The organism is Caenibius tardaugens NBRC 16725 (assembly GCF_003860345.1).
Taxonomy (GTDB): Bacteria; Pseudomonadota; Alphaproteobacteria; order Sphingomonadales; family Sphingomonadaceae; genus Caenibius; species Caenibius tardaugens.
The window spans coordinates 2,202,319-2,217,733 of sequence record NZ_CP034179.1 but is presented as its reverse complement, the minus strand read 5'-3'; the positions used below and the strand labels follow the sequence as shown (position 1 = coordinate 2,217,733).

General features: G+C 60.4%; 14 protein-coding genes. 4 read left to right on the top strand and 10 right to left on the bottom strand.

Features of this window, described 5'->3' with window-relative positions; genetic code table 11:
• Nucleotides 1–12: 12 nt before the first annotated feature.
• Nucleotides 13–531: a TetR/AcrR family transcriptional regulator gene (locus EGO55_RS10195; protein WP_021689514.1), complete on the top strand. Its 519-nt coding sequence runs from the start codon at nucleotides 13–15 to the stop codon at nucleotides 529–531.
• Nucleotides 532–564: 33 nt separating this feature from the next.
• Here the strand turns inward: EGO55_RS10195 and EGO55_RS10190 are convergent, their stop codons facing one another.
• From EGO55_RS10190 to EGO55_RS10180, 3 genes are all read right to left on the bottom strand, one after another.
• On the bottom strand, nucleotides 565–1,221 hold the full coding sequence (locus EGO55_RS10190; protein ID WP_052023655.1) for a cytochrome b/b6 domain-containing protein: 657 nt from the start codon (nucleotides 1,219–1,221) through the stop codon (nucleotides 565–567).
• A gap of 26 nt (nucleotides 1,222–1,247) precedes the next feature.
• Nucleotides 1,248–1,727 (bottom strand): c-type cytochrome, encoded by a 480-nt coding sequence (locus EGO55_RS10185; protein ID WP_124916758.1) that lies wholly within the window; start codon nucleotides 1,725–1,727, stop codon nucleotides 1,248–1,250.
• A gap of 140 nt (nucleotides 1,728–1,867) precedes the next feature.
• Nucleotides 1,868–4,255, bottom strand: coding sequence for a TonB-dependent receptor (locus EGO55_RS10180; protein WP_021689517.1), 2,388 nt, complete (start codon nucleotides 4,253–4,255; stop codon nucleotides 1,868–1,870).
• Nucleotides 4,256–4,547: 292 nt separating this feature from the next.
• Between EGO55_RS10180 and EGO55_RS10175 the strand changes: the two genes are divergently transcribed.
• Together EGO55_RS10175 and EGO55_RS10170 are read left to right on the top strand one after the other, a co-directional pair.
• On the top strand, nucleotides 4,548–5,342 hold the full coding sequence (locus EGO55_RS10175) for an SDR family NAD(P)-dependent oxidoreductase (RefSeq protein WP_021689518.1): 795 nt from the start codon (nucleotides 4,548–4,550) through the stop codon (nucleotides 5,340–5,342).
• 3 nt (nucleotides 5,343–5,345) lie between these two features.
• On the top strand, nucleotides 5,346–5,948 hold the full coding sequence (locus EGO55_RS10170; RefSeq protein ID WP_124916757.1) for a VOC family protein: 603 nt from the start codon (nucleotides 5,346–5,348) through the stop codon (nucleotides 5,946–5,948).
• A 44-nt stretch (nucleotides 5,949–5,992) separates the two neighbouring features.
• On the opposite strand, the gene EGO55_RS10165 is transcribed toward EGO55_RS10170, so the two are convergent.
• Both EGO55_RS10165 and EGO55_RS10160 read right to left on the bottom strand, forming a co-directional pair.
• A complete protein-coding gene (locus EGO55_RS10165; RefSeq protein WP_021689520.1) occupies nucleotides 5,993–6,757 on the bottom strand; it encodes an SDR family NAD(P)-dependent oxidoreductase in 765 nt (254 codons plus the stop codon).
• A 33-nt stretch (nucleotides 6,758–6,790) separates the two neighbouring features.
• Nucleotides 6,791–7,567 (bottom strand): enoyl-CoA hydratase-related protein, encoded by a 777-nt coding sequence (locus tag EGO55_RS10160; protein WP_021689521.1) that lies wholly within the window; start codon nucleotides 7,565–7,567, stop codon nucleotides 6,791–6,793.
• A 192-nt stretch (nucleotides 7,568–7,759) separates the two neighbouring features.
• Here EGO55_RS10160 and EGO55_RS10155 point away from each other — a divergent pair, with 192 nt between their 5' ends.
• Nucleotides 7,760–8,434 (top strand): nitroreductase, encoded by a 675-nt coding sequence (locus EGO55_RS10155; protein ID WP_021689522.1) that lies wholly within the window; start codon nucleotides 7,760–7,762, stop codon nucleotides 8,432–8,434.
• Nucleotides 8,435–8,437: 3 nt separating this feature from the next.
• On the opposite strand, the gene EGO55_RS10150 is transcribed toward EGO55_RS10155, so the two are convergent.
• From EGO55_RS10150 to EGO55_RS20560, 5 genes are all read right to left on the bottom strand, one after another.
• Nucleotides 8,438–9,619, bottom strand: a complete 1,182-nt coding sequence (locus EGO55_RS10150) for an epoxide hydrolase family protein (protein WP_052023643.1) — start codon at nucleotides 9,617–9,619, stop codon at nucleotides 8,438–8,440.
• Nucleotides 9,620–9,750: 131 nt separating this feature from the next.
• Complete coding sequence (locus EGO55_RS10145; RefSeq protein ID WP_021689524.1) at nucleotides 9,751–11,406, bottom strand: arylsulfatase; 1,656 nt, start codon at nucleotides 11,404–11,406, stop codon at nucleotides 9,751–9,753.
• 41 nt (nucleotides 11,407–11,447) lie between these two features.
• Nucleotides 11,448–13,817 (bottom strand): TonB-dependent receptor, encoded by a 2,370-nt coding sequence (locus EGO55_RS10140; protein ID WP_021689525.1) that lies wholly within the window; start codon nucleotides 13,815–13,817, stop codon nucleotides 11,448–11,450.
• A 295-nt stretch (nucleotides 13,818–14,112) separates the two neighbouring features.
• A complete protein-coding gene (epsC, locus tag EGO55_RS10135; RefSeq protein WP_021689526.1) occupies nucleotides 14,113–15,090 on the bottom strand; it encodes a serine O-acetyltransferase EpsC in 978 nt (325 codons plus the stop codon).
• Nucleotides 15,087–15,230, bottom strand: a complete 144-nt coding sequence (locus EGO55_RS20560) for a hypothetical protein (protein WP_156915566.1) — start codon at nucleotides 15,228–15,230, stop codon at nucleotides 15,087–15,089. Before EGO55_RS20560 ends, epsC begins: the two co-directional genes overlap by 4 nt.
• Nucleotides 15,231–15,415 lie beyond the last annotated feature (185 nt).

The following is a 15,415-nucleotide window of genomic DNA, read 5'->3' as shown; positions in this document are numbered from 1 at the left end:
AATGATGCGCGGGTGATCCGCACGCGGGCATCGCTGCATCGCGCATTGCTGTCTCTGGCGGAGCGGGTCTCGTTCGCCGATATCACGGTGACCGCCATCGCAGGGGAAGCAGGCATCGGCTATGCCACCTTCTTCCGGCACTATCCCGACAAGCACAGCCTTCTGACAGCCATTGCAGGCGAATTCATCGACGAACTGATGGGCGAGATTCGCGTGCCGACCGCGGCAGACACGCGCAACGCGGCGATGATTCTGGCCCGCTTCGTGGATGAAAGGCGGGCCATCTGCCATGCACTACTGGTTGGCGCGGGCGATGAGATGCGGCGCAAAATCACCGATCGCGTGGTGCAGGGCGCCACCGCCATGCCGGACACCGCACCGCATCGATTCCCGCGCGCACTGCTGATCACACAGATGGTCTCATCCATGCTGGCCATTCTCGCGTGGTGGCTGGACAACCCCGGCGCGCTCAATCGTGACGAACTGGCTGAAGCGCTGGATCGCCTCGCGCTGATCCCGGCCCTGGGGTAACGGCATCGCCGCCCAGTCAGCGGGTAAGGCCCGTCAGGTCTGACCGAAACCGGCAACCAGCAGCCACACGATCACGCCGACCGCCACCACAAGCAACAGGGCGAGACCCGGCGAAACGAAGCGCAAACCAGCGGCATCCCCGGACGCATCACGCGAACCGGTGAACATCGAACTGACCAGATTTTCGCCCTTGAACACCCGGTAAAAGAGGATCGCCAGCACATGCAACGCGATCACCACCATAAGCAGGTTGAAAACCAGTTCATGCGTTTCCGCCGCCCAGCGCCCGGTATCGAACGAGACGAAATGCGCGAAGGGCCCGGATTCCAGCCCATCCACGTCGATGGCGAAAAGACCCAGCAACGGTTGGGCCAACAGCAGCGCCAGCATAGCGATCACGCTCCATCCGCCGAGCGGATTATGCCCCGGCCCCGACACAGTGCCACGGCGGAACAGATCGTTGCCGATATACGATGCAACACCACCGGGGCCCCGCACGAAATGGGAAAAACGTGCCGTCGTGCTGCCCCAGAAACCCCATGCCAGCCGGAAAACCACCAGTGTCAGGATGGTATAGCCGATCAGCCGGTGGGGGCCGATCAGGTGCTCTTCCGCCGTCCACCACGCCGATCCGACCAGCAGGACCAGAAGCCAATGGAACAGGCGAACCGGGAGATCCCAGATCCGCATGCGACGACCTGACCCGGTGCCCACCATCACTTTTCCCGGAACTGGTTGTGGCAACCCTGACAGCTCGTGCCCAGCGCATCGCGCGCCTTGGTGATCGCGGCCAGATCGCCGCTGCGCACCGCCTTGTCGAACGCGCCGGCGGAAATGACCATTGCCTGGCGATATTTGCCGAATTCGACCTGATTGCTCCAGATTTCAGGCCGCGCCTTGGTTTTCAGGCCTGAATCCGGCCCGCTGCCAGCGGGGAAGTGATCCTTTATCCGATGGGATCGCTGGACGATAGTGCGGGCAGGCGGCCGAAGCTTCGCCACGTCGGGCGCCCCGGCCTTGAGTTCGTCGTTGATCGCCTTGAACGCACCGCCGATTTCCTTGAAGTTCGCCTTGCGCGCGGCCACGGCATCGGCGGCGCTCAGCGTGGCGGCGGATAGGGCTGCGGCACCGCCCAGCAAAGCGAAAACCATGGCAACACGGGCGCCAAAACCCATCGTGGATCGATCGTCTGTCACGTTTGCTGCTCCCTCATGCACAGGGTGACGCCCCGAACATGCAGGATCGCTTGAATTCCATACAAAATCCACCCTTTTCCGCGCAGAAAAAAGGGGCCGCCGTTTCCGGCAGCCCCTGAACACATAGTTGTATTTCGGTCTCAGTAGCTGAACTTGACGTCGACCCCGAAGCTGCGCGGTTCGGCGAAGTACGCGCCGCCAAAGCCCAGCCCGCCGAAGTCGATGCCGTAAGCCAGCTTGTCATTGTTGGCGAGGTTTTCACCCCAGAGCGAGACTTCCATCTTCGCACGATCGCTCAACGCCACATCCGACAGGGTCAGGCGTGCCGACAGGGTGCCCTGACCCGGCGATGCGATATCCTTGTTGAAAATGTTCACCCGATCGAGCGGGAAGAAGTACATCTTGCTGCGATAAGAATAGTTCACCCGTGCCGACAGTGCACCGAAATCGAATGCGGGGAAATCGTACTGGATCGCCGCATTCCAGTTCAGCTTCGGAACGTTGGAGAACCGCGCCTCATCCGCCACGTCTTCGAGAACGTTGGTCTGAGGATCGCGGAACGCGAACTGCTTGAACTTCGGATCGGTGTAGCCCAGCGAACCGGACAAGGTCAGACCATCGACCGGCAGCGCGGTGACTTCCAGTTCGACACCCTGAATGCGCGCCTTGCCCGCGTTGAGGATGATCGAGGTCGCACCACCAGAGCCGGAAGCGAACTGGTTGATGTGCTTGTCCTTGTAGTCGGTGTAGTAGAGCGCGAGGTTGGTCCGCAAACGGCGATCCAGCCAGTCTGCCTTCAGCCCGACTTCGTAGGAAACAACCTTTTCAGGGTCGAACCCGTTCAGCGTATTGGTGCGCGGGTTGAAACCGCCGCTCTTGTAACCGGTGGAGGCACGGGCATAGACCATCACGCCATCGGTAATCTTGTAATTGATCGACGCGAGCCACGACAGGTTGGTGAAGTTCTTCTTCCCGTTCACATCGGCGGTGCCGTTGCCATCATTATCGATGTAGAGCGACTTCTTGTCCCACGTGTAACGCAGGCCGCCGGTGATTTCGAGCCTGTCATCCATGGAGGACGGACGCCAGCTGACCTGACCGAACAGGGCATAGGATGTCGCCTTGCCCCCGAAGCGACCCGGCGGGAATGCGTTGATGCCGATCAGGTCGAGCCCCGGATTCAGGCCAGCGAGATAATCGACCGTGCCCTGATCAAATCCATAATAAATCAGGCCTGCCACCGGCGTCACCAGCGTCAGATGCTGGTGATTGAACTCGCTCGCCTTCTCATGGAAATAATAGGCACCCAAAACATAGTTGAAATCGCCCACTTTACCAGTCGCCTGGAATTCCTGCGAAAACTGCTTCTGCTTCTGCGGGGCGTTGTTGCCCTGATAGGGCGTAACGCGCTGCACCGAGGTGAGTGTGGGCGAGAGCGCATCGAACACCACACCCAGCAGATTGCCGTTACCGCTCAGGCCCAGAATCGTATCCTGATCGAACGTGCGATAGGCGCTGATCGATTTCAACGTCAGGGCCTCGCTCGCATCATACTCGAAGGTCAGCGAGTGGCCGACCGACTTCGCCCGCGAATCCCAACGATAGTTGCCCTTGCGGTCAGTGAAGCCTTCCTGCAGCCCTTCGCGCAGACGCTTGCGGCTGAAGATCAGCGGGTCGCCGCCGAGCGATTCCGAACGGCCATAGTATTCAGCCACAGCAGGCGATGCGGCGACGAGCTGGAAATAGGCCGGTTGGCCATCGCGCTTGTTCCAGTCGAAGCTGTAATCCATCTTGAAATTTTCAGCCAGATCGCCGTGGAGACGCACCCAGATCGCGTCGCTGTTCAGGCCATAGGGATCGCGCTTCGACAGCTTGTTGTCGACCCAGCCATCCTTTTCGCGGTGCTGGTAGGAAATCGTCGCCTTGAACGGCGAACCTGCGATGTAGCCGGTGTTCAGCGTGGTCTTGCTATACCAGCTGTCGAAGCTGCCATAACCAAGCTTCTGTTCGATGCCGAATTCATCCGTCGGCTTGCGGGTGACGAGCTGCACCGCACCGCCAATGGTGTTACGGCCGAACAGCGTGCCCTGCGGACCGCGCAGAATTTCGATACGTTCCAGATCGACGAGATCGAGGATCGCACCGCCGGTGCGCGCGATGTAAACACCATCGAGATACATGCCAACGCCCGGTTCCGCCACGGCGGACGGTTCGGTCTGGCCAACGCCGCGGATCAGGATCGACGCGGCCGAAAGGCTGGAAGGCTGCTGCGAAATGGTGAGATTGGGCGTGAACTGCGCAATCTTGTCCACCTGCATGACATTCTGCTTTTCCAGGAAGTCCTGCGAAAATGCCGAGATCGAAACCGGTGTGCTCTGCATCGATTCCGCCGTGCGCCGCGCGGTAACGATGATGTCCTCGATACCGGAACTGCTCGTGCCCGCAGCTTCCTGCGCGTAAGCGGCATTGGCGCCCAGTACGCTGACTGATGCCATCACAATGTATTTAAATGTCTTTTTGCCGTTCATTTTCCATCCTCCCTGTTTGCCTTTGGCAATACGGGGATTTTTATAGTTGGAATGGACACTGCGGTAAATATTCAGACCTTGGTCCACGCAAGTAACGGCCCCGGTGTGTGGTTCAGGCATCACTCAAACGGATGAAACGCGGAAACATAGACCCGTAGGCCTGGGTGCATCACGGATGTTTCGCACAAGATGCAACTTACGCAAAAAGGCATTTAACTGTCCTATATTATCTTTTTGCGTATGTAAGTATTTCATGCGAGAACAATCTGATCGATAATGAGAGAGGATTGTGATGGAAATCAGGCTCGATGGCCGAACCGCGTTCGTTTCCGGTTCCACGCGCGGGATTGGCTATGGCACGGCGCGATTGCTGGCGGAATCCGGCGCCACGGTTATCGTCAATGGCCGGGACGACCATGCCGTTGCGCAAGCCCTTGCCTCGCTCCGCCGGGATGTGCCCCAGGCCACCTTCCACGGGCTCGCCGCGGACATCGCCAGCCCGGATGGCGCGGATACCGTCGCCCGGCAGATACAGGACATCGACATCCTCATTTGCAACGCCGCGACCTTCGACTGGACGGCCTTTTTCGACACCGTTGATGCCGATTGGCAGCGCCATTTCGAAATCAACGTGATGTCCGGTGTACGACTGGCGCGGGCCTTCATGAAGGGCATGCTGGAACGGAACTGGGGCCGGGTGGTGCTGGTGGCTTCGGAATCCGGCCTGAACATCCCGGCGGACATGATCCATTATGGTGTCAGCAAAGCCGCGCAGATCGCACTCGCCCGGGGGCTGGCCGAACTCACCGCAGGTACCGGGGTTACCGTGAACAGCGTCTTGCCCGGCCCCACCGCATCGAGCAATTCGGACGATTTCCTGAAGAACTATGCTGCGGAAAACGACCTGCCGCTGGAACAGGCGGAAAGGCACCTGATCGATAGCATTCGCCCGACATCGTTGCTGCGCCGCTTCGCGACAGTGGACGAAGTGGCATCCATGATCGTTTACGCCTGCTCCCCCCAGGCATCGGCGACAAATGGTGCCGCCCTGCGCGTCGAAGGGGGCATGCTGCGCCATCCCGGGTAATGCCTGCCCCCCATCGTTCACTTTTCCGCTTCCCCCCGATCTGAACAGGACGCATGCCATGATTGCCCCCCCGCTTTCGCCCCCTTTGGCGAAGAGATCGTTCAACTGGCCTATGTCGTGGATGATATCGCCGCCGCCGCACAAGCCTGGGCCGTTGTCGGTGCAGGCCCCTTCTTCACACAGGAAGTCGTGGTCCCCGATGGCCGGTACCACGGCAAGCCTGGCCCCTTGCGCTACGAAGCGGCCTTCGCCTTCCATGGCGGCATGAATATCGAACTCATCCAGCAAGATGATCCGACCCCTTCGGTCTACCGCGATCATCTTGACCGGTCAGGCCCCGGATTCCACCATTTCATGATCCGCACCGGCGATTATCACGAAACGCTGCGGCGGCACGCGGCCATCGGCATAGTCCCCCATTTCGAAGCGGCGCTGGAAGGATCTGGCCCCTGGGCCTACGTCGATGCACGCCCCCAACTGGGTTGCTTTATCGAGATTTATGAAATGGCCGATAGCGTCCAACACATGTGGGACAGCATGCGCGCGGTGCACGAGACCTGGAACGGTGAGCGCCCCCTGCGTCAGAGTGCGGAACTGTTCGCCTGACCACCTGCCGCCCCGGCAACGCACGAGGGGTAGCGGGGCAGGCGCTACTTCGCCGCCATGCGGATGGCCCCGTCCAGCCGGATCGTTTCGCCATTGAGCATGGGGTTGGTGATGATCTGTTCGACCATCAGCGCGAATTCTTCGGGCTTGCCCAGCCGATTGGGGAACGGCACCTGCCGCCCGAGCGAATCCTGCGCATCTTGCGGCAGGGAAGCCAGCAACGGTGTCCAGAAAATGCCCGGCGCAATGGCCATGACCCGGATGCCATAACGCGCAAATTCGCGCGCGATCGGCAGAGTCATGCCGACAATGCCCGCTTTTGACGCGGCATAGGCGGCTTGCCCGATCTGCCCGTCAAACGCGGCAACACTGGCGGTGTTGATCACCACCGCGCGTTCTTCCTCATCGCCCACATCCGCATCGGCAATCCGCGATGCAAATCGGGAGAGAACGTTGAAACTGCCGATCAGGTTGATCGACACGAGCCGTGAGAAATCGTCCAGCGCAATCGGCGAACCATCGCGGTTGATGACTTTGGCCGGGGGGGCGATCCCCGCGCAATTGACCAGAATGCGCGCCTTGCCGTGCCGGGCCTCCGCCTCTTCCAGCGCGCGCATGACCGCCGTTTCATCGGTCACGTTCACACTGATGAAGTGGCCGCCAATCGAACGGGCATGGGCTTGCCCCAATTCCGCGTTCAGATCGAGAATCGTGACTTTCGCACCCCGTGCCGCCAGTCGTTCGGCCGTCGCCCCGCCGAGCCCCGATGCCCCTCCGGTAACGATAGCGGCAAGACCATCAATCCGCATTCCGTTGTCCTTCCTCTCGCTGTCCTGGCCCCTTTACCGCCCTTTCCAGGCGGGCGCGCGCTTTTCCGCGAAGGCTTTCGGGCCTTCGACCATGTCTTCGGATGACAACAGCGCGCGGACCGCAGGATAGGCCCATTGTTCCTGCAGCGCCTGTTCCATCGAAATTCCGGCAAACCGCTGCATCGCCTGCTTTGACGCACGGATCGACATGGGGCTGCACGCCAGCATCTGTTCCGCCCACTGCCGCGCGGCGCCCAACACATCGCCATCCACGACCGCGTTCACGAAACCCAATTGCAGCCCTTCGGCGGCATCGACCCGCCGCCCCGTCATCACCATGCCCATGGCGCGCTTCATCCCGATGGCTTCGGCTAGGCGCTGGATACCGCCCGCCAGTGCCGCGAGCCCGACTTTCGGTTCGGGCAGGGCAAACTGCGCGCGCGCATCGGCCACGATGATATCCGCGGCCAGTGCGATCTCGAACCCCCCGCCCATGGCGACCCCGTTAACCGCAGCGATGACCGGCTTGTTGAGGCTGAACCGCCCCGCGATCCCGCCGAAGCCCGAAGGCGGCATGTACATAGCCCCGCCTTGCGCCTGTTGCTTGAGATCGTGCCCCGCGCAGAAGGCTTTGTCCCCGGCGCCGGTAATAATCGCGACCCATTGCCCATCGTCGTTTTCGAACGCATCGAATGCTGCCGCCAGTTCCCTTTGCGCCTGTTCGTTGAGCGCGTTGTGAACGGTGGGGCGATTGATCGTGATCACGGTCAACGCACCGTCGCGCAAGACGTCCACCAGTTCGAAATCCAAACCACCTCTCCCTGTTACTTCCCGATTCCATCTGATCGACGAACCGGTGCTCCACCCGGCGGGTGCATTGCCCAGCCTTGTACCGAATGTACCCCTCCCCACCAGCCGGGCAATGGGCAATGCTAAACCTTGAACTGGCCGGGCAGACGGATCATTCTGTCGTCATCGATTCTGATTACGGGATACCGCTTCTTGCAAAGCCTAGACGAGATTGACCGGCTCGCTTCCGTGCGGCGTTCGGTGCGCGCTTTCAAACCAGACCCTGTCCCGCAGGACATTATCAAGCGTGTGCTGGATATCACGCTGGCCACGCCGTCGAATTGCAATGTCCAGCCGTGGCATATCCATATCGTCAGCGGGGACGCGTTGCAGCGGTTGAGCAAGGCCATGCTGGAACAGGCACGGGCAGGGCTGACCCCGGATCACGACATTCCCGAGGCTGGCCCCTATCCCGGGCGCTTTCGCGAACGGCAGATCGACGCGGCCAAGCGGCTCTTTGCGGCCACTGGTGTCGCGCGGGAGGATATCGCCGCCCGCACCGCTTCAATACTGCGCAATTACGTGTTCTTCGACGCCCCGCATCTGGCGCTGTTCTGCGTGCCGGACTGGGCGGGTGAACGCGAACTGGCCGATTGCGGGCAAGCCATGCAGAGCCTGATGTTCGCGCTGACCGCGGCCGGGTTGGGGTCTTGCCCACAGGGTGCCGCGGGCGGCTATGCCGCGACCACCCACCGCATTCTGGGCATCCCTGCGGACCAGCGCATTCTGGCGGGCATTTCCTTCGGCTATGCCGATCCGGATCACCCTTCTGCCGGTGTGAAGCCCCCGCGCGCTTCCGTAGAGGAAATGGTGGATTTTCACGAGTAGTGGCTAGCGCAGGCTGCGCACATATTCCCGCAGCTCGTCAACAAACAGCGCGGGCTGTTCCATCGCGGCGAAATGTCCGCCGCGTGGCAGTTCGGTCCAACGCACCACGTTATAGCTCTTCTCCACTGTGGAGCGCGGGAAGCGTGACAGTTCGCCGGGGAAGTTGGCGATCGCCACCGGTTTTTCCACCCGCGCGCCGGGGGGCACCTGTTCGTCGAGCACACCGCGATAAAGCCATGCGGCCGTCCCGAACGTGCCCGTCACGAGATAGATCATGATATTGTCCAGCACGCGGTCACGCGTGTAGATCGCCCAGAGATCGCCGCCGGGCAGTTGCGACCAGCGTTGGAATTTCTCGAGTATCCAGGCCGCAACCCCCAGCGGGCTGTCCGCCATGGCATAGGACAGGGTGACAGGTCTGGTCGACTGGATCGCCATATAGCCACCTTCGGTCCGCCAGCGGTCAACCAACGCATGCGCTGCCGCGATCTCTTCCTCGGTTTCCGGCTGCGCGTCCGGCCGGGTCCAGCCGAACGTGAAATTGAGATGCACCGCGCTGCAGCCGGCCCCTTCATAGCCCAGCCACCCGGATACGGCCGATCCCCAATCGCCCCCCTGCGCCACGTAATCGCGATAGCCCAGTGCCGCCATCGCCTGATCGAACGCCTTGGCGATTGTGCGCGGCCCGATCGGCTTGTGCGGCTTCGACGAAAAACCGTAACCGATCAGCGAGGGCACGACGACGGTCATCGCATCGTTCGCATCGCCGCCATGCGCGGCCGGATCGGTCAGCGGGTCGATCGCATCGAGAAATTCCACGAACGACCCGGGCCAGCCATGCGTGATCAGCACCGGCTTGGGATTGGGGCCTTCGCCGACGACATGGATCAGATGCACGGTATAGGGCCGCCCATCGACCTCCACATCCACCAGAAAATGGGGAAAGCGGTTCATCGCCGCCTCGCCCGCGCGCCAGTCATAGGCAGTGCGCCAATGGTGCACGAGATCGCGCAATGCGGCACCATCCGTGCCGTAAGCCCAGGCATCCCCTTCCGCCGGATCAGGCCATTCCGCATCGTCCAGACGCTGTGCGATCCAGTCGAGTTTCGACTGGGGAACATCGATCACAAAGGGACGGACATGTGCAGGGGTATCACCCTGCGGCGATGCAAGCCTGTCGTTCATCAATGCTCTCCCACCGGCGTAATCGCCGCGTTCCAGCATTGCTATAGCATGCTATAAAATTACTCAACGCCAGAAGCAGCAAGGGCAACCGGTCATGACGGGGACCGCCCGCAGGCGGCCCCCACGCCATGTCAGTTCCCCGGAATGATCGGCGGAACGACGCCCTTGTCAGCGGCATAGGCATTCCATGCCTTCACCATCTTGCCCAGTTGATCGCGATTGTTCCGGGAGAGATCTTTGGTTTCACCGGGATCGGCCTCGACATCGAACAGTTCCCAATGACCCGTGCCGGTTGGCGGCGGAATGTGCACGGCTTTCCACCGGCCATCGCGAACGTAGCGGCGGCCGAACATTTCCCCTGCGGCAAAGGTCGGGGAAAGCTGCGGGGCAGGCGCACCCGGCAGGATACGCTGGGCGAACGAGATTCCCTGCGGTGCGACCACGGCCTTGCCCTTGTATTCGGCCGGATTGTCCAGCTTCACTTTGGCGAAATCGAGCATGGTGGGCAGCACATCGCGCACCGAGATATAGCTCGGCTCAATCCCGCTGCGGGCATGTTTGGGATAACTGAGGAACGACACCACGCGCGTCCCCCCTTCGGTCGGGAAGGACTTCGACAGCCGGAACGGTGCCGATCCCGCCTCTGCCCAGTTCGACTTGTACCAGACATAGGAGTTGGCGGAGCCGATGGAATCGAGCGTGTTGTCACCCGCTGCCAGCATGGCCTTGCCGGCTTCGGGAATGATGAACGACTTATCCAGTTCATGACCTTCCGGACCGTTGTCCGAGAAGAACATAATGATGGTGTTGTCGTACTTGCCACGCTTTTTCAGTTCGGCGACCAGCTTGCCCATGCTCTGGTCGATATGGTCGACCATGGCGGCATAGGCTTCCATCGTCCGCGCCTCGATCCGTTTTTCCTCGTCCGTCAGATCCGCCCAGCGTTTCGACGATGTCTGGGCGTGGGGCACGACATTGTCCGCGATCAGCCCCAGTTCCTTCATCCGTTTCAACCGGGCTTCGCGCAGCGCGTCATAACCGGCATCGTATTTGCCAGCATAACGGCGAATATCCTCGGCCGGTGCCTGAATCGGATAATGCGGCGCCGTCAGCGCCAGATAGCCGAAGAACGGGCGCTTATCCTTCGCATCAGGCAGGAACGAGATGAACTGATCGGTGAAATAATCCGTCGAATAGAACTTCGCGGGAATTTTCACTTCCTTGCCATCGAGCGTGTAGACCAGCCCGACGTTGGGCAGGTCGGGGCGTTCGCGGTTCTGGTCGGTTCCAAAATGGTTGTGGCCGCCGCCCAGCATGGTGAACGAATGGTCGAAACCACGCGCCACCGGATTGGCCCGCGGATCATATCCCAGATGCCATTTGCCCGACTGGAACGTCGAATATCCCGCATCCTTCAGGCGTTCGGCGATGGTGACAACGCGATCGGTCAGAAACCCTTCGTAACCCGGTTTGTCGATCTGGTTATCCTGCCGCAGTTCGGGGAAATTCCCGATACCGGTCTGGTGGTGATCGACCCCAGTCATGAACTCCGCACGCGTGGGGGCGCAGACCGGGGTCGTATGGAAATTGGTGAACCGAACCCCCTTGTTGGCGAGCGCATCCAGATTGGGCGTACGGATTTCACCACCGAACGCCCCCAGATCGGAAAAGCCCATATCATCGACCATAACCACAATTATGTTGGGCCGGGTTTCCTCTGCCGAAACAGAGGAAACCGACAGGCCTGTCATGGCCGTAGCAGCCAGTAACTTATTGAGCATTTTCATAATTCGCCCTCTCCGGCTCTTTTCTTGGTATTAACGTGTCATCACAGCGATGAGCGCAGCGTCACGCCCACGGTGCGCGGATCGCCCGGGCCACCGCTGTATTGGCCGGTGTTGAAGGCCGCCGGTCCGATATTGTTGAAATATTTCGTATTGAACAGGTTCCGCGCATAAACGGATACGTCCCAGCGCCCATCGGGATGGCGCAGGCCGATGCGCAGGTTGGTGAGGCCGTACCCTTTGATCACCGCATCTTCGGCAAGATTGTAGGCCGCGTTGAATTTCGACCTGTAGCTGTAGTTCGCGTTGATATAGGCTTCGGCGCCCGATGCCACGTCCGCCGCATATTCACCGCCAAGCGAAACCGAATATTTCGACACGCCGGGCAGACCGCGTCCGCTCAGATCGCAAACGGCCTGCAGACCCTGATATTCCAGCGGGCACTGCGCATTGCGGAACGATTTGTAGATCGCATCGACATAGCTGGCCGATGCGAACAGGCTGAGGTTGCGGACCGGACGCAGGTTTGCATCGAATTCCAGCCCCTGGGTACGCACCGTGCCGACATTGGCAATATAGGCGGTGGGCGCAACGGTCGTATCGACCTGCTGGCTCTGGTAATTGCGGATCTTGGTGTGGAATGCCGCCAGATTCAGCGTCAGCATGCGATCGAACAGGGTCGACTTGATACCCGCTTCGAAATTGTCGACCTTTTCCGGGGCAATGACTTTGGGCGCCGGGGTCGCATTGAGGTTGAGGCCGCCCGACTTGTAGCCCTTGGCATAGGTCCCGTAGATCATCACATCGGGTGTGATCTTGTACGACAGGGTGATAGCACCGGAGAGATTGTCTTCCTTGGTTCTCGCGTCATAGCGCGGGATATTGGCGCCGAAAGAATTGCGGATCGCCTGCGCCCCCAGCAGAATCTCGGCCGGTGTCAGCGTTGGGCCACGCTGCACCTGTTCGAAGAAGCCGGTCTTCTTTTCCTTGGTATAACGCAGGCCCGCCGTGACATCGAAACGATCATTCACGTGCCATATGACCTGCCCGAATGCCGCATAGCTCTTGGTATCGGCCCGTGCGGTGCCATCGACGAACAGTCCGTTCAGCGCAGCCTGCCCACCCACGGATGCCTGCGCGCTGGAGGGCGCCGGCCCGAGAATCCACAAGGCGGCATCTTCCCCGTACTTGGTGAAGATCTTGTCATCGATCCGCTGGTTGAAATAATAAAGGCCAACCACGTAATCGACCGTGTTCTTGCCGTTTGAGGCAATCCGCAGTTCCTGGCTGAACTGGCGCTGCTTCTCGTAAATCCCGGCATCGACGAAGATATCAAGCGGGAGAAGATCGGCGTCAATCGTGGGCAGATAAGTGAGCTTGCGCCAACCGGTGACGGACGTGATCGTTGCCGCCCCGAGATCGTAATCGGCAATCGCCGTCACCCCGTGCGTCTTGAGATCAAGCCGCAGCGGACGATTGATATCCATTTCCCGTTTCGAAGGATCGATCGCCAGCGGGGTATAACCGAAGCGGGCGACACGCTGATAGAAATTGGCGGGCAGAGTGCTGCCGTCCACGCGCGTGGTGCGCACGCTGGTCATCGTGCCGATACAGCAATCCTGCTTGTACTTGCTGTAATCGCCAATCACGCGCAGCGAAAATTCATCCGTCGGCTTGAACAGCAGTTGCCCACGAATGGACAGGGTATGCAAATCCGATTTGCGCGAACCATCATAGACGTTCTTCATGAAGCCCTTGTCGCGTTCCGTGTTGGACACGGTCAGGCGCACGGCCAGCTTATCGGTGATCGGTGCCGCGCCGGTGGCGCGCACTTGCAGCGATTTGTAGTTGCCAACGCTCACTTCGCCGCGGAATTCAGGATCGAATGTCGGCGCCTGTGACGTGATGTGGATCGCACCGGCCGTGGTATTCTTGCCGAACAACGTGCCCTGTGGGCCGCGCAGCACTTCGACTTGCGCCAGATCGTAAAGGTCGAAGGCCGCCTGGGCCGGGCGGCTGTAATAGACCTGATCGACATAGACCCCGACGCCATATTCCATGCCAAGGCTGGCGAAGGCCGGGGTCGCGCCCAGACCGCGGATATTGATGTTGGTCTGCCGGGCATTGGTTGCCGTAATCTGCAAGCTGGGGGCAAGCTGGGCGACTTGTGTCAGGCCGACGGCGCCGGGAACGGCAACCTGTTCGTTGCTGAGCGCGGTCACCGCGATCGGCACATCCTGCACGCTTTCCGCACGGCGACGCGCGGTAACCACGATGTCCCCGACACCCGATTGCGCTGTTTCTGCCGCTTGCGGCGCGTCTGCCTGTGCCTGTGCCGGAACGGCCAGCATCGACGAAAGACCCAGTGCCCCCCCTGCAAGCATCGCCGCCCGGAAAGATTTCAGATCGGTCACATTACCCTCCCTCGAGATAATCAATTTTCAGTTCGAATTGTTGAGCACAAACGCTCCCGCGCGCGTGCACGAAAGTGAATTTTCCCAGCTCATAGCTGTAATTGGTCAGCCGCCCTACAATGCGGGACAGCCACTCTTTCGCGATTCTGACATAATATACGGGATATGCGCGGCCTGGTGGCCCGATCGCTAAATTATGGCTCGACAGCACATGTATCTGGCCTGCGCGCAAGCGCGCCACCACGATCCTCTGGGGGCCGTGGAAGAAAGCCTAAATCGTTTTATGAGGGAAAGGTCAGCTTGCCGAGAGCGGCACGACAACGTCCAGCCCCGGTGTCAGCACCTGATTCTGTTCGCGCGCCTGCAGCACCCGGCTGTTGGGCGGCACATCATGCGCAAGCCATACGTTGCCGCCTATTTCCGAGCCTTGGCCGATGGTCACGCGGCCCAAAATCGTTGCGCCTGCATAGATCACGACATTGTCTTCCACCACGGGATGGCGCGGCATGGCCTTGACCAGCGCCCCATCCTGATCGGTGGGGAAGCTTTTCGCACCCAGCGTAACCCCCTGGTAAATGCGCACATTGTTTCCGATTATCGCGGTTTCCCCGATAACCACACCGGTACCGTGATCGATAAAGAACCCTTCGCCGATCGTGGCGCCGGGGTGGATATCGATCCCGGTCCGGCCATGGGCGATTTCCGCGATGATCCGGGCCACGAGCGGCGCGCCCAATTGATGGAGCTGATGCGCCAGACGATAATGAATGATCGCCAGAATGCTGGGATAGCAGATCAGCACTTCATCCACGCTGCGGGCAGCAGGATCGCCGCGAAAGGCCGCTTCGATATCGGTATCGAGCAGAATGCGGATCTGCGGCAACGCGCGCGAGAGTTTCGCAACAATGGCCGAGGCCTGTGTCGCGATTTCATCCGGGGTCACGCCCGGCAAGGCATAGGTCAGCTCGAGACGGAGCTGGCTGTGCAGCCGGGACAAGGCGATTTGCAGCGTCTTGGTGACGAATTCGTCTTCGTTGTGCGGGCGCACATGCCCCGGCCCCAGCCGCAGCGGAAACAGCACCGCCGAAAGTTCCTCGGTCACTTTCGCAAGCTTGGTACGCGAAGGAAACCCTTCGACACCATATTCGAATTGCGATGTGTTGGCCGCACGCCATGAACGCCTGATGTCGCTCAGGCGGTTAACAACATGGTCGACCTCCCAGAAGTCCGTGAAGGACTCCTGTTCGCCGTCCTGGGATTCGGCACTCGTCATAGGCCCAGACGTTTCCAGAATTCCTGCGCCGAAATCTTCGGCCCATTGGGTATTTCACCCAGCCATGACGGATGTGGAACCGGCACGCTAGTGTGATTCTGCACAGTGCGGTTCAGGGAAGAAACTTGTTTGCGGGTCATCGTCGTATCCTTTGCGGGAACACGAAGCCTGCGTTGTCGCCTGGTTTCGTGCGCTTTAGCGGTTGGTTACGCGGAGCAAGCTGACATCCATCAAAAGCCGCGAGGCGCTGTTCAGCCGGTTGAAAGGGGAGAGAACTACAACCGCCTCAACAGCGCCCGGACAAATATCTACCCATCCGATTGAG